A 21596-nucleotide genomic window follows, 5' to 3' on the forward strand; every position below is an offset into this window, starting at 1 on the left:
CCAAGTAGCAATGGGAGCCACCGATAAGAGCTGTGGATCATTTATGTAAATTAATTTTTTGGAACGGCGAATTTGGCGATGCCGGACAGCTGCCATAGTTGATAAAAGCCAGATTTTATGCTGTTATTTTTCGCAAAAATCTGACAGAATGTTCCCTAAGAATTTTGTAAATTTCAAGTTCAAATAAATGTAAATTTAATTACATTTAACGTATTGTATTAAAGAGGTTTAGAAATTTATGTATATTATTTTCGATACAGAGACAACGGGTTTGCCGAAGCGTTGGGACGCGCCAATTACGGACACAGATAATTGGCCGCGTTGTATCCAGCTGGCATGGCAGATTCACGATGAGATGGGAAATTTGGTCGAACATCAGGACTTTTTGATTAAACCCGATGGATTTGATATACCCTACGACTCTGAAAAAATACACGGTATATCTACCGCATTGGCTGAAGAACAGGGGGTGCCACTACAGGTTGCTCTTGAAAAATTCAATACAGCGTTAAATAAAGCGAAATTTGTTGTGGGGCAGAACATCGGTTTTGACCTCAATATCATGGGCTGTGAGTTCTATCGTTATGGTATGGATTCCAAAATGGCGGACATGCCTGTTTTGGATACCTGTACCGAGGTGACTGCTGATCTGTTGAAAATTCCGGGTGGGCGTGGTGGTCGGTATAAACTGCCTAATCTGACCGAATTACACTCCTATTTGTTTGGGGTTCCGTTTGCTGAGGCCCACAATGCAACGGCCGACGTTGAGGCGACAACACGTTGTTTTCTGGAACTGGTCAGAAGGGAGGTCTTTACGGCCGAGGAACTTCAGGTGGATACGGGGTATTTTGTGGAATTCAAAACGAGTAACCCCGGCCCTGTTCCTACTGCTGGACTTAAACATATCAATCTTAAAGCGGCCTCTGATGAGATCAGAAAACGCGCTACGCCAGACGAAGTTAGTGTTGTCGTAGATGAAGATACCCTATCCGCCCTTAAGGAAGCTAAATTTGCTCACTTACATAACCATTCACAGTTTTCTATTCTACAGTCGACCATGTCGTATGATAAGTTGGTCTCGGCTGCGGTCAAAGACAATATGCCTGCGGTTGCGCTTACCGATCATGGAAATATGATGGGGGCTTTTGAATTTGTTTCTAGGGTTATCAGTCATAATAAAGAGGTGGAGGCACAAAATGCCGAAGCGGTCGAAAATGGGCATGAGCCTACCGGTCAGATTCTAAAACCTATTGTAGGTTGCGAATTCTTTGTTTGTGAAGACCATACAGATAAAACCAGAAAGGATAACGGTTACCAGATTGTGCTGTTGGCAAAGAATAAGCGTGGTTATCATAACTTAGCCAAGTTGGCTTCTTTTGCCTATACAGCAGGATTCTATTATGTCCCCCGCATAGACAAAAATCTTATTCTACAATATAAAGAAGATGTGATCGTACTCTCGGGAAACCTGCAGGGAGAGGTGCCCAGCAAGGTGCTAAATATTGGTGAAAATCAGGCGGAGGAAGCTTTGCAATGGTGGAAAGAACATTTTGGAGATGATTTCTATCTCGAGCTCATGCGGCATGGACAAGAAGATGAGGATAGGGTCAACCAAACTTTATTGAGGTTTGCCCGTAAATATGGGATTAAAGTTGTAGCAACCAATAATACCTATTACGAAAAGAAAGGGGATGCACACGCCCATGATATCCTGTTATGCGTGAAGGATGGCGAGAAACTTTCCACACCCAAAGGGAGGGGACGGGGCTTCCGGTTCGGTTTGCCCAATCAGGAGTATTATTTTAAATCTTCTGAAGAAATGAAAAGCCTGTTTAAAGATTTACCTGAGGCAATTCTCAATATACAGGAGATCGTGGATAAGGTAGAGGTCTTTAAATTGAACAGGGATGTGCTCTTGCCCAAATTTGATATACCCGAGGAATTCCAGGTTGCAGAAGATAATGAGGACGGGGGAAAAAGAGGGGAAAATAAATATCTCGCCCACTTATGTTATGTAGGTGCCGAGAAACGCTATGAGGAAATAACGGATGATATTCGAGAACGTCTGGATTTTGAATTGGCGACAATCGAAAAAACGGGATATCCAGGATACTTTTTGATTGTACAGGACTTTATTGCTGCAGCACGTGATATGGGTGTTTCTGTTGGGCCTGGTCGGGGATCTGCGGCGGGATCTGCCGTTGCGTACTGTCTGGGGATTACAAATATTGACCCCATAAAATACGATTTGCTATTTGAGCGTTTTTTAAATCCCGACCGTGTATCCATGCCTGATATTGATATTGACTTTGATGATGAGGGGCGTGGACGGGTGATGCAGTATGTGATCAATAAATATGGTGCAAGTCAGGTGGCCCAGATCATTACTTACGGTACGATGGCCGCGAAGTCTTCGATTAAAGATACCGCACGTGTGCTCGACCTGCCTTTGGGCGATGCGAATGAAATAGCCAAACTGATTCCCAATCTGAAGCTTTCCAAAATCTTTACGCTGGATGAGGCAGGTCTAAAGGAGAAATTGCGAACAGAGGAGATCGAGGCAGTCAACCGGTTAAAGTCAATCGCAGAGGGTGCCGGACTTGAAGCTGAAACGATCCGTCAGGCACGTGTATTGGAAGGCTCGGTCCGAAATACAGGTATTCATGCCTGTGGTGTGATCATTACGCCGGATGATATTACGAATTTCGTTCCTGTTTCTTTGGCCAAGGATTCCGACTTGTATGTGACACAGTTTGATAACCACGTCGTTGAAAGTGCCGGACTATTGAAAATGGACTTTTTGGGGTTGAAGACCCTGACGCTTATCAAGGATACTGTTGAGAACGTTAAATTAAGTCATGGTATCGTCTTGGATCCGGATAAATTTCCGATAGATGATGTGTTGACTTACGAGCTTTTCCAGCGTGGAGAAACAATCGGTGTATTCCAATATGAATCGCCGGGAATGCAAAAATATATGCGCGATCTGAAACCAACGGTATTTGCCGATTTGATTGCGATGAATGCTTTATATCGTCCGGGGCCAATTGAGTATATCCCGAGTTTTATCAAGCGTAAGCATGGGATAGATCCTATTGTATATGATTTGGATGCCTGTGAGGAATATTTAAAAGAAACCTACGGAATTACGGTATATCAGGAACAGGTAATGCTTTTATCCCAGAAGCTTGCGGGTTTTTCTAAAGGCGATGCCGATGTTTTGCGTAAAGCGATGGGTAAGAAGCAAAAGGCTGTACTTGATAAAATGAAACCGAAGTTTGTTTCACAGGCTGAAGAGAAAGGACACAACGCGAAAGTGCTGGAGAAAATCTGGACTGACTGGGAAGCTTTTGCCAGTTATGCCTTCAATAAATCCCACTCCACCTGTTATGCATGGGTAGCTTATCAGACCGCTTATTTAAAGGCGCATTTTCCGGCGGAATATATGGCAGCGGTACTTTCCAATAATATGAATGATATCAAGCAGGTGACATTCTTTATGGAGGAATGTAAGCGTATGGGCTTGGAGGTATTGGGACCTGATGTAAATGAATCATACTATAAGTTTACGGTCAACGAACGTGGAGCGATTCGCTTTGGTATCGGTGCTGTCAAGGGAGTCGGTGCCGGTGCGGTAGATGCTATTGTGCAAACGAGACAGTCTGGATTGTATAAATCTGTTTTTGATATGGCTAAGCGCATAGATCTACGTGCGGTCAATAAAAAAGCTTTTGAGAGTTTGGCGTATGCCGGTGGTTTTGATAGTTTCGAAAGTACACATCGTGCGCAGTATTTTCATGCCGAGGATAATTCAACGGGAATGGAAAAGGCGATTCGGTTTGGACAACGTTATAAAGAAAATGAAAACTCGGCACAGGCAAGTTTGTTTGGTGCGGGTGAGGCTGCGGAACTGCCGGAGCCTGTGCTGGCGCCTTGCCCACAATGGGGATTGATCGAAAAGCTTAAATACGAAAAAGATGTCATTGGTATTTACCTGACTAGTCACCCCCTGGATACCTATCGGTTTGAGATTGAACATTTCTGCCATAATCCGGTGTCTGACCTGTCGTTGATCAATAAAGCTAAAGCAGCTGAGGTGGATGAGGAAACTCTGCTGGAGTTTAACCGTATTAAAAATAAAGAATTGGTTATCGGTGGAATTATAGCCTCGGCAAGCCACCGGTTGACCAAAAATGGTAAGCCCTTTGCTTCATTTATAATCGAAGATTATAGTGACTCTTATGATATGGCGGTGTTTGGCGAGGAGTATGTGAAATTAAAAGGATATTTACAGGAAGGTTATTTTGTTCAATTGCGTGGATTGGTGCAGGAGCGTTTTAGGCAGGTCGGAAATTGGGGCTTTGAGCTGAGAAGTGTGCAGTTGCTTTCAGAGCTTCGTGAAAAAATGGCAAAGAGTTTTACAATTAATATTCCTTTACCAAAACTGAATGAAGAATTCTTGGATGGAATTAAAGATATCTTAGCACAGAATGAGATTGAAGGTGTTGTGCCAAATTGTCAATTAAAATTTAAAATCTGGGATCCCCAAGATGAAATCTCTGTCGAAATGCCAGCTAAAAGTCTAAAAATAAATCTTACGAATGAGTTTTTGGACTGTATAGACAAGTTTGAAGGTATTAATTACCGATTGAATTAGTTTGGATTAGATTTTGTGTAATTAAGATTACAATTACATTGACAGTTGTTTACTATCTTTGTTTATTGATTTTAGCAATTAAGTAGTATCATAAATATAACTTCGGTTTATAAAATTAAAAGATTATGGCATTAGAAATTACAGATAGCAACTTCGAAGAAGTTGTTTTGAAAGCGGAAAAACCCGTATTAATTGATTTTTGGGCAGAATGGTGTGGTCCATGTCGTATGGTAGGTCCTGTTGTCGAAGAACTGGCTAAAGATTATGAAGGTAAGGCTGTGATAGGAAAAGTAAACGTGGATGAAAATCCAGAAATTTCAGTTCGTTACGGTATTCGTAATATCCCTGCTTTATTGTTCTTCAAAAATGGAGAAATCGTAGATAAACAAATTGGAGCGGTTCCAAAATCAGTTTTAAATGAAAAATTAGAAAAGCAATTAGTGTAATAATTTGTTTTTTAACACAAAGAGACCTGAAATAATCTGATTTCAGGTCTTTTTTTTGTTTTTATATTTTTTTTATGTGTTTTTATTTTGATTTTCTTGTTGTTTTTGTTTGTTTTTTATATTTATATTGATTTTTCTAGTGATTTCTAGTGGTTTTAAGTTGTTTTTATGGTTTTTGATCTATTTTATCAAAATAAAATAGATTTTATTTTGATAAATGGATAATTTTTACTTCTTTTGAATATGAAAACGATGTAAAAACGGATATTTAATTGAATTATTTGTTTTATTATATGTTTTTTATTGATGTTTTGATATAAATAAAGATTTTCCCTTTCAAATACCCTAGATTATGCCTCGCGTTGTTCTCAGCAGCGCGAGTTTTTTTTGTTTTAAGGTAAGGTAAGGTAAGGTAAGGTAAGGTAAGGTAAGGTAAGGTAAGGTAAGGTAAGGTAAGGTAAGGTAAGGTAAGGTAAGGTAAGGTAAGGTAAGGTAAGGTAAGGTAAGGAGCAAATAAAAGCAGCTCTCCTATGGAGAGCTGCTTTTTTATCTTGTACTAAATAATAAACTTATTCAGCTACTACTTCGAAAGGAACTTGAACTTTAACTTCTTTGTGTAAGTTTAAGTTAGCGATATATTCACCTAATTCTTTAGGTTCAACTTCGAATGTAATACGACGACGATCTACGTCAAAACCTTTTGCTTTCAATGCATCAGCAATCTGGATGCTATTTACTTTACCGAAGATTTTACCAGATTCACCTGCTTTAGCGCCGATTGAAAGTTTTACAGCTTCCAATTTACCAGCTAATTCAGTTGCGTCTTTTTTGATTTTATCTTGTTTGAACTGAGCTTGTTTGATGTTCTCAGCTAAAACTTTCTTTGCAGATTCAGTCGCTTGAATAGCAAATCCTTGAGGGATTAAGTAGTTACGACCGAAACCTGGTTTTACATTAACGATATCGTTTTGCTCACCTAAGCCTTTGATATCTTGTTTTAAAATTACTTCCATTTTCTATCGTCCTCCTTATTTAATTGCATCAGCTAAGTAAGGTAACAAACCGATGTGACGAGCACGTTTAACAGCTTGAGCTACTTTACGTTGAAATTTCAAAGATGTACCAGTTAAACGACGAGGTAAGATTTTACCTTGATCATTCACAAATTTCATCAAGAAGTTAGCATCTTTATAATCGATATATTTGATACCATTCTTTTTGAAACGACAGTATTTTTTACGGTTGTCCTCTACTTTAGGAGCAGTTACGTATTGGATATTTTCGTTAGCCATTAGTTTGCGCCCTCCTCAGTTTTAGTTTCAGCTTTTTTGTTGAATGCACCGCTACGTTTTTTCTCGTTGTAAGCTCTAGCATGTTTGTCTAAACTTACAGTCAAGAAACGCATAATGCGCTCATCACGTTTGTATTCAACCTCTAATTTGTTGATTAATTCACCTGGAGCCTTGAATTCAGTTAAGTGATAAAATCCAGTAGATTTTTTCTGGATTGGATACGCTAATTTTTTCAAACCCCAATTGTCTTCAGCGACAATCTCGGCTCCGCCTTCTGTTAAGATGTTTTTGAATTTTGCGATTACTTCTTTCGCAGCATCTTCAGAAAGCAACGGGGTAAGAACGATTACAGATTCGTACTGTTGCATTGTGTTAATTAATTTTGTTATTTAAAATTCCACTTTTGTGGAAGTGCAAAGGTAGGTATTATATTGTTATGTTGCAATCCTTTGAAGCAAAAAAGTTTAGATCCTTTGGGAATCTAAACTTTTCTCCGCTGAACACAGTTGCTGCTAGTTCAATTTCTTCAGTTCTTCTTTTATAGCCACCTGTACTTTCTCGGTGACAGGTACTAGAGGAAGACGTAAAACATCTTTTCCTATCCCCAGTTCTTGAAGGATATATTTCACCCCCGCTGGGTTTCCCTCAATAAAACATAAGTCTGTGATCTTGAGTAAGCCATTGTGTATTGGTCTGGCCTCGCTATATTTTCCCTCAGCACATAATTTGGCCAATGTGGCTACCTTTTTTGGTAAAGCGTTTCCAATCACCGAAATAATACCCGCCGCACCGAGCGCCATCATCGGTAAGGTTACCGGATCGTCGCCGGAAATCAATAAAAAATCTGTCGGTTTGTCCCGCAAGATTTCGCTGAATTGGGCAAAATTGCCGGAAGCTTCTTTTATCGCAACAATATTTGAAAAATCATTGGCCAGGCGCAAGGTTGTCTGTGCGGTCATATTACTGCCCGTACGCCCCGGTACATTATATAATATAACCGGCAATGGAGAAACTTGTGCGATAGCTTTATAATGTTGGTAAATTCCCTCCTGTGTTGGTTTATTATAATAAGGTGATACAGATAAAATAGCACAGAAACCGGTCGGATCAAATGCTTCGATCTGTTCTATAATCTCTGCCGTATTGTTGCCGCCTATACCCGCCACCAAAGGAAGTCTACCGTTCACGCGCTTGACAGTGAAATCCCAGATACGCTTTCGTTCTTCTTTAGTCAATGTGGCAACTTCTCCAGTTGTACCTAAAGAAACCAAATAATCCATACCCGCGTTAATCTGCAAGTCAATGAGTTGACCCAATGCCTCGAAATCAACAGATTCATCTGAGTTGAAAGGAGTGACCAATGCTACTCCTGCGCCGTGAAGCTCGTTCATCTTGTTTTTGTATTTATATAAATTTAATTAAAAAATCCTATTTGGAATGAATAAGGTCTAATAGATCTTGCTCATTAATCATCGGGATGCCCAGTTTCTCTGCCTTCGCTAATTTGGAAGGGCCCATTTTATCTCCTGCCACCAGATAATTCAATTTTGCAGAAATGGAGGAGAGCATTTTCCCCCCGTTGCTCTCGATTAATTCCGCTAGCTGTTCTCTGGAATAATCTGCAAATACACCTGAAATCAAGAACGTTTTTCCGCTGAGATTTTCACTGGCCAGAATAATTTCCCTTTCTTCAATTTCCAGCTTTAAGCCATAATTTCTTAAGCTAATGATCTGTTGCTGATGGATGGGATTGTCTAAATATTCTTTGACACTTTCGGCAATACGACGGCCAATATCCTGAACCCCTTCGATTTCTTCTGTAGAAGCTTGTGCGAGAGCGTCAATATTTTTGAAATGCTGCGCCAATTTTTTTGCGATAGTTTCACCGACATGACGTATGCCTAAAGAAAACAGCACTTTTTCAAACGGTTTTTCTTTGGATTTTTCAATACCGGCAAGCATGTTATCTATGGATTTCTGGCCAAAACGGTCCAGTTGTTGTAGGGCTTCCTGATGATCCTTTAAGCCATAGATGTCAACAATGTTATGCAATAGTCCCTTTTTGAAGAAAGTCTCAACCGTCTCGTCGCCCATACCCTCGATATCCATCATTTTACGTCCGATAAAATGCTGCATTTTACCAACAATTTGCGGTGGACATCCGGTTTCATTGGGGCAGTAATGCACGGCTTCGCCTTCTTGTCTATTTAATGTTGTGCCACATTCCGGACAGCTGTTCGGGTAGATGAAAGCTGTTGTATCCGGTAATCTTTTTTCAAGGTTGACTCCAATGATTTTAGGAATAATTTCGCCTCCTTTTTCTACATAGACAGTATCGCCCTGATGTAAATCTAAACGGGCAATTTCATTGGCGTTATGCAAAGAGGCGCGTTTGACCGTCGTTCCCGCCAACAGGACAGGTTGGAGATTTGCTACAGGTGTGACTGCGCCGGTACGCCCTACTTGGTAGCTAATGGTATTGAGTGTTGTCTCAACACGTTCCGCTTTGAATTTATAGGATATAGCCCATCTCGGATTCTTCGCCGTAAAACCTAAATCTTCCTGTTGGGCATAATCATTCACTTTGATAACGATACCGTCGATTTCATAGCCGAGATTATGTCGTTCGGTGTCCCAATAGTCAATAAATTCAAAGACATCTGCCAGTAAATTACACTTTTTTGTGTGTTCACAGACGTGAAATCCCCAGCTTTTTACATGTTCTAAGCTATTCCAGTGATCATGAAATAGGTTGGTTCTATTGTCGCAGTATAAAAAGTACAGAAAACAATCTAAGGGTCTTTTGGCTACCTCTGCAGAATCCTGAAGTTTTATTGTGCCCGAAGCAAAATTGCGTGGATTGGCATAAGTTTGTTCCGCGTTCTGTTCGCGTTCTTTATTTAGGCGAAGGAATGCAGATTTGTGCATAAATATCTCTCCCCGGATTTCAAACTGGCTAGGATAGTCACCCTCTTTGAGTCTGATCGGAATGGATCGAATCGTTTTGATATTGTTTGTCACCACATCACCTTGAGTTCCATCCCCACGGGTAACTGCTTTTTTGAGCAGTCCATTTTCATATGTTAAGCTTATGGAAAGCCCGTCGAATTTTAATTCACAAACATACTCAAACTGATCACCAATGATCTTTCGGATCCGTTGATCAAAATCAAAAAGTTCCTCTTGGCTGTAGGTATTGCCCAATGAAAGCATGGGCCAACGATGTTTCTCTGTTTTGAATTTGGAGGTGATGTCTCCTCCTACGCGTTGTGTAGGAGAGTTAGGATCAGCGAACTCTGGATATTGACGTTCCAGTGCTTCGAGTTCCTTTAGCTTAAGATCGAAGTCATAATCTGAAATAAGACTATCTGCCAATACATAGTATTGATAGTTATAATGATTGAGTTCTGCTGTTAAGTCTTTTATCTTTTTTTCAATATCCATCACCGACATGTTGCAAAATTACAAATAAAAAGTACGTTTAAATAAAATAAATAAAGAATCTTATTGATAAGGGTGCCTTATTTTTAAAATGCGTTTTTGTGCATTTTGTGTTTGGGGGGCTCAATACCCTATTTAAAATCTTTCGGATTTAATTGCGAAAATTTATGTTTATTATTCGCGTAAAAATCAATAATGACAGAACTATTATACAGCCCTTTCTGATTTTCTGTCGCCCGGTATTTCTTTCGTTTTCTAGCATTTTTGAAAATATTCAGGAGGAAATACTGATGGGCACGACTAATCGCCCAGGCATCTTTCGGCTTTCGGTCAATGAGAAATTTCATCAATGCGGCAAAATCAAACCATAGGCGCAGGAAAATTATCCAAATTGCCTTACCCAAAGGTAGATTCTTTTGCAACATAACCAGATTATTCCTAAAATTCAAATAGGTCTTCTTGGGGTTACTAGCATTTAATGTGCCACCACCGACATGGTAAACGACAGATGTCGGGCAGTAGCCAATAGCATAGCCCATTTTTTTTAACCGCCAACACAGATCAATTTCCTCCATATGGGCAAAAAAATCCTCATCTAAACCGTTTGCTTCTTTCCAGGCTTTTTCCCGAATAAAAAGTGCAGCTCCCGATGCCCAAAAAATTTCAGATTCCTGATCATATTGACCATGGTCTTCCTCAACTTCATGCAAAATTCTTCCTCTACAGAATGGGAAGCCCAAATAGTCCATATAACCTCCGGCTGCACCGGCATGCTCAAATTTCTCTTTACTATGGAAGGAGAGGATCTTGGGCTGGGCGGCCGCAATATTCGGATTGCTTTCCATATAAGCAACAACCGGTTCTATCCAGTTTTGAGATACTTCCACATCTGAATTCAGCAAGATATAATAATCTGCATCTACACGTTCCAGGACCTTGTTATAACCTCCGGCAAAACCATAATTCTTGTCGTTTTCAAGAATGCTGATGGTCGGGTAGTACTGTTTGACAAACAGTATAGAATCATCATCGGATGCGTTGTCACCGATGACGAACTCAATATTTGGATAAGAACTGTTGTAGACGGAAGGCAAGAATTTCTCCAGGAAGAAACGGCCATTCCAATTGAGTATGACAACAGCTACTCTTGGTAATTTACTCATTTTCTGCGTTTCCTTTTCCAGCGATTATGTGACCACAGCCAATATTCGGGATTTTCACGAATAAGTTGCTCCGCAAATCGGTTGTGTAAGTCGGTTATTTCATGTTCAGTATATTCGGAAGGGTCTTCTACCAAAGTAACAAACTTACAGAAGTATTGTCCTCTTTTTTTCTTCCGGCCAATATAACAAAATACGACCGGGGCCTTGCTTATTCTTGATAGCCGCTCGGCGCCTGTGTAGACCAATGTTTCTTGATTCAGCCAATTGATAAAATAGTCGGAATCAGAATACATCGGCGTCTGGTCAGCGACCAGTATACTAATGTTAGGTTGGCCTTTTAATTTGACGATATGTCTAAGAATCTGTTTCATTGGAACCATTTCAGCGCCAAAGCGCCCCCGCATGGTATTATATACCGTATCGATATCTTTATTATTTAGCGGCTTATAAACTATCAGGGTCGGGAAATCAGTAATCAGACTCAAGCGATGAATTCCAAGTTCCCAATTGGCATAATGTGAGGTGACTCCAATTACATTTTTTCCGGCAGCGAGATGACGGATTAATTCTTCCTCATTATCCAAAGTCATTTTTTTTCTGACCTCACCAGCGGTAATTGTTTTTAATTTGATGGATTCTATAAGTAAGTCCGGAAAAAAGCGATAGAATTTTTTTGCTATTGCTATTCGTTCGGCATCGCTCTTTTCAGGAAAAGCATTTTCTAAATTTTGAAATACAATATTCTTTCTATATCCAATAATGTAATAAAGAATATAATATAACCCATCGGAAATCAAATATAGAAACCAATAGGGGAAAAGAGAGATGATATAGATTAATGCGCTTAACGCTTTTTGTTTCATGCTATAGCTAAAATTCCCAGTAGTATTTTACAAATATCCTTAATTTAAGTTATTTTTGCGTCACTTATAACAAAAATCATCAGTTTTTATGGAATCGCAGTTATTACTTCCAGCATGTTATCTTCCGCCGATATCTTATTTTCATACCATACAGGAGCATAATCTTCCGCTAGTGATCGAAAAATACGAACATTTTCAAAAACAAAGCTATCGCACACGGGCCCGTATTGCTTCTGCCAATGGGGTACAGGATCTAATCGTTCCGATCCAACATGGCAACAAAGATCGGGTTCCGATGAAAGATATCCGGATCAGTTATGAATTTGACTGGCAACGTTTACATTGGCTGAGTATTCAGACAGCCTACAGAAGCTCTGCGTATTTTGAATATTATGAAGATGATTTTAGTCATTTTTATCACGAAAAATTTGATTATCTGTTGGACTTTAATATGGCGCAACTGGAACTCATACTCAAGTCAATTAAGCTACGACGAACACTTGCCTTTACAGAGGAATATCGTATAAATGATTCGGCAATAATTGACTATCGCGAAGTGATCCATCCAAAAAAGGAAAGCATTTTGGACGCTCCCAAAGAATATTATCAGGTTTTCCAGGACAAAAACGGTTTTTATCCGGATTTGAGTATTATTGATCTTTTGTTTAATCAGGGACCACAATCCAAAAGCTATCTCTAAAATATTTTTGAGGGCTTGAACATTATGCGTTTAATATTGTTCTTATTCAGTATTAAACGCTTTTAAATGAAAAGATTTCTTCTTGCTTTTATTGTTCTTTTGTTGCTGAGCATGAATACCTATGCTCAGGGCGGTGTTGACACGATTCATTACCGAAAAGTTTATTATTGGGGTACAACTGGAATGGGGTTCCCCATAGGCAAGACCAAAGATATACTTTCCCAAAAATTTTCAGGTAGCATTGGTTTGGATATCTCCCTCAAAAACTCGATGTTTTTTGTTTCCCCGACATTGTATACATTGTCATTCAAATACAAGCAACTTCTGCCTGATCCCGATTTTGCCTATCGTATCGAAGATGCAAATACGAACTTCTATACCTTTGCTTTTTCAGGTGGCGTGCGCAAACAGATGCGCAGGTTGAATGTTTACGGTTTCCTGGGACCGGGGGTGGGATTGACCAGTGAGCCTCGTGCGAATGTGCTCACCGAACAGAAACTCGTTAAGATGGAAAATAAAAATCATTTTAATCTGTCGAGTAAATTAGGTGCTGGAGCTGATTATAAATTTAACGGCTTTTTTCTTGGCTTGGAATTGGGGTATCTGCATAATTTTAGAAAAATACAGCATACACCCGTCAATATTTTTACCGTAATGATCGGCCTGAAATCAGATATCACACAAATTGGTGATAGAGTCATTGATGTGATTGGCATAGATGGTTCCATTAGCGGGAAAAAAGAGAAAAAATAGTAGGGTTATTTTGATATCTGGATTGTATCGCCGATATGGGCCTCAGCATCGGGGCCCATTTTCTTTACTTTTTCTGTTTGTTCAATGGCAACGGCAAATGCAGAAGGGACAATACCTGCACCAAATTTGATCGCATAAAATTTGGTAAATTCTGCTCCAAAGTAAAGTATCGCGGCTGAATAATAGATCCACAATAACATGATGATGATCGAACCAGCTGCACCGTAAAAACTTGCCGTGGAAGAAAGATTGAGATAAAGCGAGATGCCGTAGCGGCCCAACATAAAAAGAAGGCCGGTGAAAATCGCTCCGCCGAGCATATCACGGAATTTGACCTTAGCATCGGGCAGAAACGAAAAGATAAATCCAAACAGGATCACTATGACAGAAAACGTAATACCGGTATTTACCCAAGATATCAGTGCAATCGGAATAATGGGGAAATAGGTCATAACCAAGTTGGTGACTGCGACTATAACTCCATTTATCATCAATGAAGCAATTAACAAGAAGCCTAAAGCAATTACGATGGAAAAGGAAATTAGTCTATTGATGATTAATTTTAGCCAGCCTTTCTTAGGCTTAGGCTTCACTTTCCAGATATTGTTTATTGAATCTTGAATATCCACAAACAAAGTTGTGGAGGAAATGACCAAGGTAACAATACCGATTGTGATCCCCATATTGGATTTATTTTCAAAAGTAATTTTCTGAAGATAGGACTGAATCTGCGTGGTCACATCTTGCCCAAAAAGTACCATGACCTCTTCGAGTACCTGATCCTGTGCAGAAGAACCACTTTCAAGATGTTCTCCATAAAAGAAACCGATACACCAAATGACGATCATCAGCAGCGGACCTATGGAAAAGACTGTATAATAAGCCAGTGATGCACTTTTCTTCATGCATTTGTCATCGTTGAATCCATTGAAGGCGTCAATCATGACTCGCCAAATATTTTTCCAGTATCCGAATGTAAATAGATCTTTTAGTGTAACGTGCTTCATAATAAGATTAACAGCTCCAATAATCGTGCAAATTGTTATTCTTGATTCTGCTCTATATATAATTTGTCGATCGCGGCTTCATTCTCTTTTAAAATAACTTTTCGTTTCAAACTTAATTTTGGGGTCAGCTGGCCCTCATTTATTGTCCATTCTTTTGGTAGAAGAACGAATTTCTTGACAATCTCCCAATGGCCAAAGTTACTTGATAATCGGTTTATCTCGTCTTGATATTTTTTAATAACTTCAGGATTTTTGATGATTTCTTCATTGGAATTACTGGATATCCCTTTTTGAGCGGCCCATTTTGAAAGGACATCAAAGGCGGGAACGATCAGTGCGCTCGGGAATTTTTTGTTTTCACCGATCACCATGACCTGTCCGATCATAGTGGATTCCATTAATTTATTTTCGATAGACTGGGGAGCAATGTATTTTCCGCCCGCAGTTTTAAACATCTCCTTCTTCCGGTCCGTGATTTTTAGGAAACCATCCGGAGTAATTTCGCCGATATCTCCGGTTTTGAAGAATCCATTTTCATCGAAAGCTTCTTTCGTGGCCTCCTCATTTTGATAATATCCGATAGTAATACTAGGACCTTTCACAAGAATCTCACCATCTGAAGCGATTTTTACGTCAAGGTTTTTAAGCGGCTTTCCAACTGTTCCAAATTTTAACCCATTGGGTAAATAGGAGTTTACAGCAATAACTGGCGAAGTTTCTGTTAGGCCATAGCCTTCAAGTACCTTCAGGTCAGCTGCCCAAAATATGCGTGCTAAGCGCTCTTGAAGCGCTGCTCCACCGGATACGATAATCTTAATATTGCCGCCTAAGGCTTCTTGCCATTTAGAAAAAATGAGTTTGCGGGCAATACCTAGTTTCAAATTATAGAATAGTCCATTTTTACCCGGCTCCTGAAATTTTAGCCCCAAGTCCACGGCCCAGAAGAACAACTTCTTTTTAATTCCGGTGAGCGCTTTGCCTTTTTCAATAATCTTGTCATAGACCTTTTCCAGTACGCGCGGTACCGTGGTAAAGACGTCTGGTTTTACATCATTGATATCGGCAACCACATTATCCAAGGTTTCTGAAAAGTAAATTTGGATACCTTTCGAGTAGTACATATACACCACCATGCGCTCAAAAATATGGCATAGCGGAAGAAAGCTAAGTGCGGTTTTGAAATCCTCCCGTATCAAATAATTACAGGCCATGACATTGCTATATACGTTTTTATGCGAGAGGTACACCCCTTTTGGACGTCCTGTAGTTCCTGAAGTATAAATTAAGGTCAACAGGTCATCCTCCGTGACGCTATCGCGATGGGCGGATAGATCAGTGGTTTCATCTACTGCGCTGGCTATTAATTCGTTTAGAGGTGTATGATTTTCAATCTGGTCAAAGGTATACACCTGTGGCTGTATGCCATGTTCTTTGATTGCTTGCCCAATACGTGCAGTCAATTCTTTATTGCTTACAAATAGTACTTTGACATCCGAATCGTTGACGATAAATGACAGGTCCTGTGCCGACAAAGTAGGATAGAGGGGTACAGTTGCAAGTCCTATTTGATTGCAGGCAAAATCAACCAAATTCCATTCAGGCCTATTCCCGGACATTATTCCCACACGGTCCCCCTTCTTCAGGTCCAACTTTAGTAGTGCCCTACTCAAAGTGTCAATTGCTGCTATATATTCTTTGGTGGAATACGTTTTCCAGCTGCCACTGGCATCTCGGCCTGCCACCATAATGTCCTTTGCGTATTTTTCTTTATATAAGGTTATAAAGTCAAAAATTCTGCCCATATCACTTGAGTTTATTTGGTTACCACTATTGACTTAAATATAAAAAAAATATCAGAAATAAAGTTGTTGATATTGGGATTAATGTCATAACAAATTAAACATTGTGTCGTTATAGCTGTAATTGTTACTTTTGGTATATATAAAGAAGCATATAACGCGTTCAATTTTTATGAGAAAAATATTTTTGGCTGTCGGTGGAATGCTGATGTTTGGTGCATTGTCCAATAAAGCTGTAGCTCAGTTGGATAATAGAGGCGCTATTGGAGGGCGATTTGGCTCTGCTCAAGGAATTACTTACCGTCATACGCTTAATTCGAATCACGCTTTGGAAGGTATTATGAGTATTCAGAGCAATTCCAATTATCGACGATTTCGTGTCGTTGGATTATACGAGATTTACAAACCTTTGACAGCAGGTCTAAATTGGTACTATGGCTTTGGTGGAAGTATCGGTTCTTACAAAGAAAAGGATAAAATTATAGCGGGGCAGCGCTATTCGTTTGACTCCCATCTTAATTTAAGTATAGACGGTATCGTGGGGATTGAATATAATATTCCTCAGGCTCCATTTCAGATTTCCCTGGATGTAAAACCCTATTTTGACTTTTTGAATGAGTCGAGCATCAAAGTGTTCGATCCGATTGGTTTTTCGGTGAGATATAAGTTCTAAATAAACAGCCCCGGCAAAAATATATTTTTGCCGGGGCTGTTTAAATGATTGCCGGTGACTAAAGTGTCATGATGTGTAATCGTCTCAGGAATAGTCCCGTCAGGCCATCCAGATTTTTCCCAGCAGCTCCTGTAAGAAAGTCTGGTCTTTTAGCTGGCGGATCTCATAGATTTTCTTGTTGTTCTTTCTGATTTGGACCGGTATTTCCCGCACGATCCCATCTCTTGCAATAAGGAAATTCAATAGGTCGCCGTCAGCAGCATGCTGTGTAATGAAATCCATCTCCTTGTCTTTTACATCTAATCTGACATTATTTATTGCAATCAATTCATCTTTCACGCTCAATCCCGCATCATAGGCGCCAGTTCCTTTTTCAACTGTCGCGATGCTGATCAGTCCATCTATTTTGTTGGTCGTGATGCCCAACGTTAAGGCATCCTTATCTTTGTTGCTGTCTACAATTTCATAGCCCACCAAATTGAAGTAGGCATTGTAATCGAGTTCACCGTCCTGGTGGGCTGCCTGGAATATGTCATCCAGTGAAGTGCCGGCAATACGTTCCGCAAGGTTCTGGAATTCGTTTTCTTCAAATCCACGGTTGAGGTTTAAGAAAAACTCTTCGTAAGCCGCCCGGATGATATCATCCAATTTTATTTTTCCATCTGTGGCTGCGATGACTTTGATGTCCAGTAATGCTGTAAGCATTGCTCCTTTATTATAATAGGAGATGGAGGAATTGATTGCATTTTCATCCGGCCTATAATATTTGATCCAAGTGTCAAAACTCGATGCTGCCGCGGATTGTATTTCATGCCCGGGACGGTTCAGGACAATATTGAAATCATTTGCTAATAATGTCAGGTATTCCTTTTCATCGTAGAATCCACAGCGTTTAATGATTAAATTGTCGTAATATGAGGTGAAACCTTCCATGATCCACAAGCCCGTGGTATAGTTCTCTCTATCATAGTCAAACGGTCCCAGTGCTTTAGGGCGAAGTCGCTTTACATTCCATAAATGAAAATATTCATGGGCAACGAGACTCAGGTATGTTTTGTAGCTATTTTCATTTCGGTAGGCATTTCTCGACGCACCCAATACCGTGGAGTTGAGGTGTTCAAGCCCCCCGCCACCAGACTGATAATTGTGGGTGATGATGACGTAACGTTTATTGGGATTTGATCCCCAGATACGGGTTTCTTCTTCCACAATACGGGTAATGTCTTTTGTAAGGCGTTCTTTATCATAGGATCCACCCCCTACCATGGCACACTCGTGTTCTACTCCCGCAGCCTGAAACTTCCAGATGTCCTGATTTCCTACTTCAATCGGACTATCATATAAAACATCAAAATTAGGTGCATGAAAAGTATGTTGTGTCAGTCGTTCCAGTCCCGTTGATATACTTTTCCAAGTCTCTTTTGGCACGATAACAATTTGCGAAGGAATGTTGATATAACCGTCAATATGTAGAAATGTGGCTGTTGGAACTATAAATGCGTGGTCGCTGTCAAAAAAATTCGTGCGGACAGAAACTTCAAAGCCATATACGGCATAGCTTATATGCAGCTGATCCAGTGCATTTGTTGTAACACGCCAGGTATTTTTTGAAATTTTGCAGAAGGGAACGGGATTTCCATCAGTATCAACAGGTTTAAATCGCTCTACATTTTTTGCATATTCACGAATTAAATAGGAGCCTGGTGACCAAACTGGCATTTTGAGATCAACATAAGGCTGATTGAGTTTTTTTATGCTCATATTTACGTTAATGTAATGAGCCTGTACTTCTGGAAAAGATACCTCAAAGTTTATTATGGGTATATTTAAATGGTCACTATCCATGAAAGATGATTTTGGTATGCGCTTACAAAATTAAAATTATCTTATGCTTAAATCAAAACAAAAAAATGTTTTATTGGTTCTTCAATAGTTCATTAAATCCGTCAGCCTTTAATTGATTTAAAAAGTTTCATTGGATTGTAAAGATATCACATAAAAAATCCAAGATACGTATTTTCTTTAAGAACCGTCGTTTCAGTTTGGACGTAATTTTCGTATATTTGATACACTAGTTTATCAGGGGAAAATAATCAAGAATTTGTATGATCTTAGTTGTTGATAGTGGCTCGTCAAAGTCAGATTGGAAATTGGAATTGCCCGACAGCGCACCTATTTCGTTCAGTACAAATGGACTCAATCCTTTTTTCGTTAACGAAAAAGAAATTACACGGGTTATTAAAGAGATACCCGAAATAATACCTTATGCGGATGAGGTTACGGAGCTTTATTTTTTTGGAGCTGGCTGCATTACCCCAGATCGCCGTGAAATGGTTTCAAATGCCTTGACTCCCTTGTTCGAAAATGCCTATATCGCTGTTGAGAATGATCTTTTCGGATGTGCGCTGGCAACCTGTGGCAATAAAAAAGGATATGTTGCCACGCTTGGTACAGGATCGGACCTGAGTTTTTTTGATGGCGAAGAGTTGATGCCTTCGCATAACGGCAACGGTTATGTGTTGGGAGATGAAGGCTCTGGGGCCTATTTTGGGAAAAAGCTTCTTCGTTTATTTCTTTACGGGCGTATGCCGAAAGATCTGAACGAGAAATTTGCGGTCAAATACCGCATTAATAAAGAGATTGTTATAAAAAACGTGTACCAGAAAGAACGACCAAATGCTTTTTTAGCATCTTTTGCGCCTTTCATGTCTGATAATATTACCCATCCATTTATCATCGACCTGGTAAAAGGAGGTTTTGAAGAGTTCGTTCAGGCATCTATTTTAACTTATGCTGATTACAATCAGTATGAGTGTCACTTTGTGGGGTCAATTGCTTACAGTTTTGATTTATTATTACGAGAAGTGTGTGAAACGCATCAGATTAAGGTCGGAACAATCCTCAAGTCCCCTATAAATGAATTGTTTAATGCTGTATTGGAAAGAGAGAGTAACTCATTGTTGAGTCTTTAAACTAAAAAAAATATGATTATAGCAACTATTATGGTGTATATGTCAATGTTATTTGGCAATCCCGAAATTTATAATTTCACTTTTAAGACCCTGGATGGGCAGGAAGTGAAAATGTCCGATTTCAAAGGCAAGAAAATCTTGATCGTCAATACAGCGTCTAAATGCGGTTTTACGAAACAGTATAAAGACCTGGAAGAACTACACAAGACCTTTGGCGATAAATTGGTGATCATTGGTTTTCCAGCGAATAACTTTGGACAACAGGAGCCGGGTTCCAACACCGAGATTCAAGAATTTTGTGAGCAGAATTATGGTGTGGATTTTTTAATGGCAGAAAAGGTAGATGTGAAAGGTGATCAGATTTCGCCATTATTTAAATATTTGATCACACAAAACAATCCGGATTTTACCGGCGATATCAAATGGAACTTTGAAAAATTCCTGATTGATGAAAATGGTCAATTGGTACACCGCTTTCGATCAGCAACCAATCCATTGGATCCGGCAATTGTAAACTGGGTTGAGAATAAAAAATAAATCAATCCATACGCTCAACGATACGATACCCCCAAAAAGTCGAATACTATTTGGGGGTATTTTTATGCGTTGTTGTGGAAGCTGCTATCCATTTAATTGTTTTCTTTCCTGCTTGAGGCAGACAGTCAGACTTTGTCCTTAGACTTCAGCCTATTTTATAAAGCTATCATATAGGGCTTGGATACAGTCTTTGAGCAAAGGATTGAAATTATCGCTATCTGGCAAGTTGCAACCGTTGGTGATCACTACGAATCCATATTTTTTTGTGGGATTAAAAAATAGCGCACTGTATAATCCATAGGCAGATCCCGTATGCCCCGTTAGGGTGAGGCCGGGAATAATGCTGCTTTCGTTCATGATCGCGAGACCATAACCAGATTGCTTGTTAACCGCCGTTTGCATGATCTTTGCATATTTTTTATCCATTATTTTTTTCCCTTTGGTCGTACCATAGTTCATGTGCATGAGCATGTATTTTGCGAGATCGAGTGCTGATATTTTCATACCACCAGTGGGAGAGAGTATCGGAGTCGTATAGCCCAGGTGATAAGTTGCAAGTTCATCGCGTCTTGGAGCATAGGCATTTGCTTCTTCTATAAAATTAGCTTTTTCATCGAATGAGTATAAAGGGACTAATCTTGAATGATCCAGTGAGTCAACACAATATCCACCATAAAGCTGCAATGGCTTGAGAATGTTTTTGGAGATATAGTTATCAAAACGCATCTGTGTCAGTTTCTCCAATACGGCTCCCGCCATATTGAAATTTAGATTACAATACTGATATCGGCTGCCCGGGGCATAACTGTTGTATGAATCTTTCCAGTTCGGATTTTTGGACGGGTTGATCACATCTAGGTTAAAATAACCGTTTTTATCATTCATACTGGAAGTGTGGGAAAGTACCATCCGCAGGGTGATTTTTACCTCAGGGTAGTTTGGATTTCTAATCGGGAAACCGATTAGATCCCCGAAATCATCATCTAAAGAACAGAGGCCCTGTTTTAAGAGTTGCATAAAAGCCGTGGCGGTAAATGACTTTGATATGGAAGCTATCCGGAAGATGTCGTTGTCCTGTAATGGGGTTTTGTCTTTTATATTTTTGTAACCATAGTTTTTATGAAAGTCAATCTGGTTGTTTTTGACGAGTACGACACTCAATCCTATCGCTTGATAGCGCTGCATAATGGCCTGCAATTTCTGGTCAATTTCTGATGCCCGCTGTCCGAACAATAGTACGGGGAGCAACAGTGTTAATGGAAGAAGGGAAATGATGGTTTTTTTCATTGTTTG

18 protein-coding genes are annotated in these 21596 nt (G+C 39.7%); 7 read left to right on the forward strand and 11 right to left on the reverse strand.

Features of this window, described 5'->3' with window-relative positions; all coding sequences use genetic code 11:
• Window positions 1–238: 238 nt before the first annotated feature.
• Together dnaE and trxA are read left to right on the forward strand one after the other, a co-directional pair.
• Window positions 239–4657, forward strand: coding sequence for a DNA polymerase III subunit alpha (dnaE, locus tag ABTV71_RS05250; RefSeq protein ID WP_433902419.1), 4419 nt, complete (start codon window positions 239–241; stop codon window positions 4655–4657).
• A gap of 125 nt (window positions 4658–4782) precedes the next feature.
• The gene (gene trxA / locus ABTV71_RS05255; RefSeq protein ID WP_121126481.1) at window positions 4783–5103 is read left to right on the forward strand and encodes a thioredoxin; all 321 of its coding nucleotides are present in this window, start codon (window positions 4783–4785) and stop codon (window positions 5101–5103) included.
• A 569-nt stretch (window positions 5104–5672) separates the two neighbouring features.
• Here trxA and rplI read toward each other — a convergent pair.
• The 7 genes from rplI to ABTV71_RS05290 form a co-directional block, all read right to left on the reverse strand.
• A complete protein-coding gene (gene rplI / locus ABTV71_RS05260; protein WP_121126477.1) occupies window positions 5673–6116 on the reverse strand; it encodes a 50S ribosomal protein L9 in 444 nt (147 codons plus the stop codon).
• A 15-nt stretch (window positions 6117–6131) separates the two neighbouring features.
• Window positions 6132–6395, reverse strand: a complete 264-nt coding sequence (gene rpsR, locus ABTV71_RS05265) for a 30S ribosomal protein S18 (RefSeq protein ID WP_028071347.1) — start codon at window positions 6393–6395, stop codon at window positions 6132–6134.
• On the reverse strand, window positions 6395–6763 hold the full coding sequence (gene rpsF, locus ABTV71_RS05270) for a 30S ribosomal protein S6 (RefSeq protein WP_104385828.1): 369 nt from the start codon (window positions 6761–6763) through the stop codon (window positions 6395–6397). The genes rpsR and rpsF overlap by 1 nt, the downstream gene beginning before the upstream one ends.
• A gap of 144 nt (window positions 6764–6907) precedes the next feature.
• Window positions 6908–7786: a 4-hydroxy-tetrahydrodipicolinate synthase gene (dapA, locus tag ABTV71_RS05275; RefSeq protein ID WP_433902420.1), complete on the reverse strand. Its 879-nt coding sequence runs from the start codon at window positions 7784–7786 to the stop codon at window positions 6908–6910.
• Between the two features lie 37 nt (window positions 7787–7823).
• Window positions 7824–9848, reverse strand: coding sequence for an NAD-dependent DNA ligase LigA (ligA, locus tag ABTV71_RS05280; RefSeq protein ID WP_433902421.1), 2025 nt, complete (start codon window positions 9846–9848; stop codon window positions 7824–7826).
• A 119-nt stretch (window positions 9849–9967) separates the two neighbouring features.
• Entirely contained in the window at window positions 9968–10999 is a 1032-nt protein-coding gene (locus tag ABTV71_RS05285) for a glycosyltransferase family 2 protein (protein WP_433902422.1), read from the reverse strand.
• Window positions 10996–11862, reverse strand: coding sequence for a lysophospholipid acyltransferase family protein (locus ABTV71_RS05290; protein ID WP_121126473.1), 867 nt, complete (start codon window positions 11860–11862; stop codon window positions 10996–10998). Before ABTV71_RS05290 ends, ABTV71_RS05285 begins: the two co-directional genes overlap by 4 nt.
• Window positions 11863–11950: 88 nt before the next feature.
• On the opposite strand from ABTV71_RS05290, the gene ABTV71_RS05295 reads away from it, so the two are divergent.
• Together ABTV71_RS05295 and ABTV71_RS05300 are read left to right on the forward strand one after the other, a co-directional pair.
• Entirely contained in the window at window positions 11951–12562 is a 612-nt protein-coding gene (locus ABTV71_RS05295; protein ID WP_433902423.1) for a WbqC family protein, read from the forward strand.
• A 66-nt stretch (window positions 12563–12628) separates the two neighbouring features.
• Window positions 12629–13315 (forward strand): hypothetical protein, encoded by a 687-nt coding sequence (locus ABTV71_RS05300; RefSeq protein WP_433902424.1) that lies wholly within the window; start codon window positions 12629–12631, stop codon window positions 13313–13315.
• Window positions 13316–13320: 5 nt separating this feature from the next.
• On the opposite strand, the gene ABTV71_RS05305 is transcribed toward ABTV71_RS05300, so the two are convergent.
• Both ABTV71_RS05305 and ABTV71_RS05310 read right to left on the reverse strand, forming a co-directional pair.
• Window positions 13321–14322 (reverse strand): YihY/virulence factor BrkB family protein, encoded by a 1002-nt coding sequence (locus ABTV71_RS05305; protein ID WP_121126470.1) that lies wholly within the window; start codon window positions 14320–14322, stop codon window positions 13321–13323.
• Between the two features lie 35 nt (window positions 14323–14357).
• The gene (locus ABTV71_RS05310; RefSeq protein ID WP_433902425.1) at window positions 14358–16124 is read right to left on the reverse strand and encodes an AMP-dependent synthetase/ligase; all 1767 of its coding nucleotides are present in this window, start codon (window positions 16122–16124) and stop codon (window positions 14358–14360) included.
• Between the two features lie 169 nt (window positions 16125–16293).
• Between ABTV71_RS05310 and ABTV71_RS05315 the strand changes: the two genes are divergently transcribed.
• The gene (locus tag ABTV71_RS05315; protein ID WP_121126468.1) at window positions 16294–16794 is read left to right on the forward strand and encodes a hypothetical protein; all 501 of its coding nucleotides are present in this window, start codon (window positions 16294–16296) and stop codon (window positions 16792–16794) included.
• A 99-nt stretch (window positions 16795–16893) separates the two neighbouring features.
• Here ABTV71_RS05315 and ABTV71_RS05320 read toward each other — a convergent pair whose 3' ends face one another.
• On the reverse strand, window positions 16894–18639 hold the full coding sequence (locus tag ABTV71_RS05320) for a M61 family metallopeptidase (RefSeq protein ID WP_433902426.1): 1746 nt from the start codon (window positions 18637–18639) through the stop codon (window positions 16894–16896).
• Between the two features lie 260 nt (window positions 18640–18899).
• Between ABTV71_RS05320 and ABTV71_RS05325 the strand changes: the two genes are divergently transcribed.
• Both ABTV71_RS05325 and ABTV71_RS05330 read left to right on the forward strand, forming a co-directional pair.
• A complete protein-coding gene (locus ABTV71_RS05325) occupies window positions 18900–19766 on the forward strand; it encodes an N-acetylglucosamine kinase (protein ID WP_108636951.1) in 867 nt (288 codons plus the stop codon).
• A gap of 12 nt (window positions 19767–19778) precedes the next feature.
• Window positions 19779–20303: a glutathione peroxidase gene (locus ABTV71_RS05330; protein WP_121126466.1), complete on the forward strand. Its 525-nt coding sequence runs from the start codon at window positions 19779–19781 to the stop codon at window positions 20301–20303.
• A gap of 150 nt (window positions 20304–20453) precedes the next feature.
• Here ABTV71_RS05330 and ABTV71_RS05335 read toward each other — a convergent pair whose 3' ends face one another.
• A complete protein-coding gene (locus tag ABTV71_RS05335) occupies window positions 20454–21590 on the reverse strand; it encodes a serine hydrolase domain-containing protein (RefSeq protein ID WP_433902427.1) in 1137 nt (378 codons plus the stop codon).
• Between the last annotated feature and the right edge of the window lie 6 nt (window positions 21591–21596).

Source organism: Sphingobacterium puteale (assembly GCF_050986225.1).
GTDB lineage: Bacteria > Bacteroidota > Bacteroidia > Sphingobacteriales > Sphingobacteriaceae > Sphingobacterium > Sphingobacterium puteale.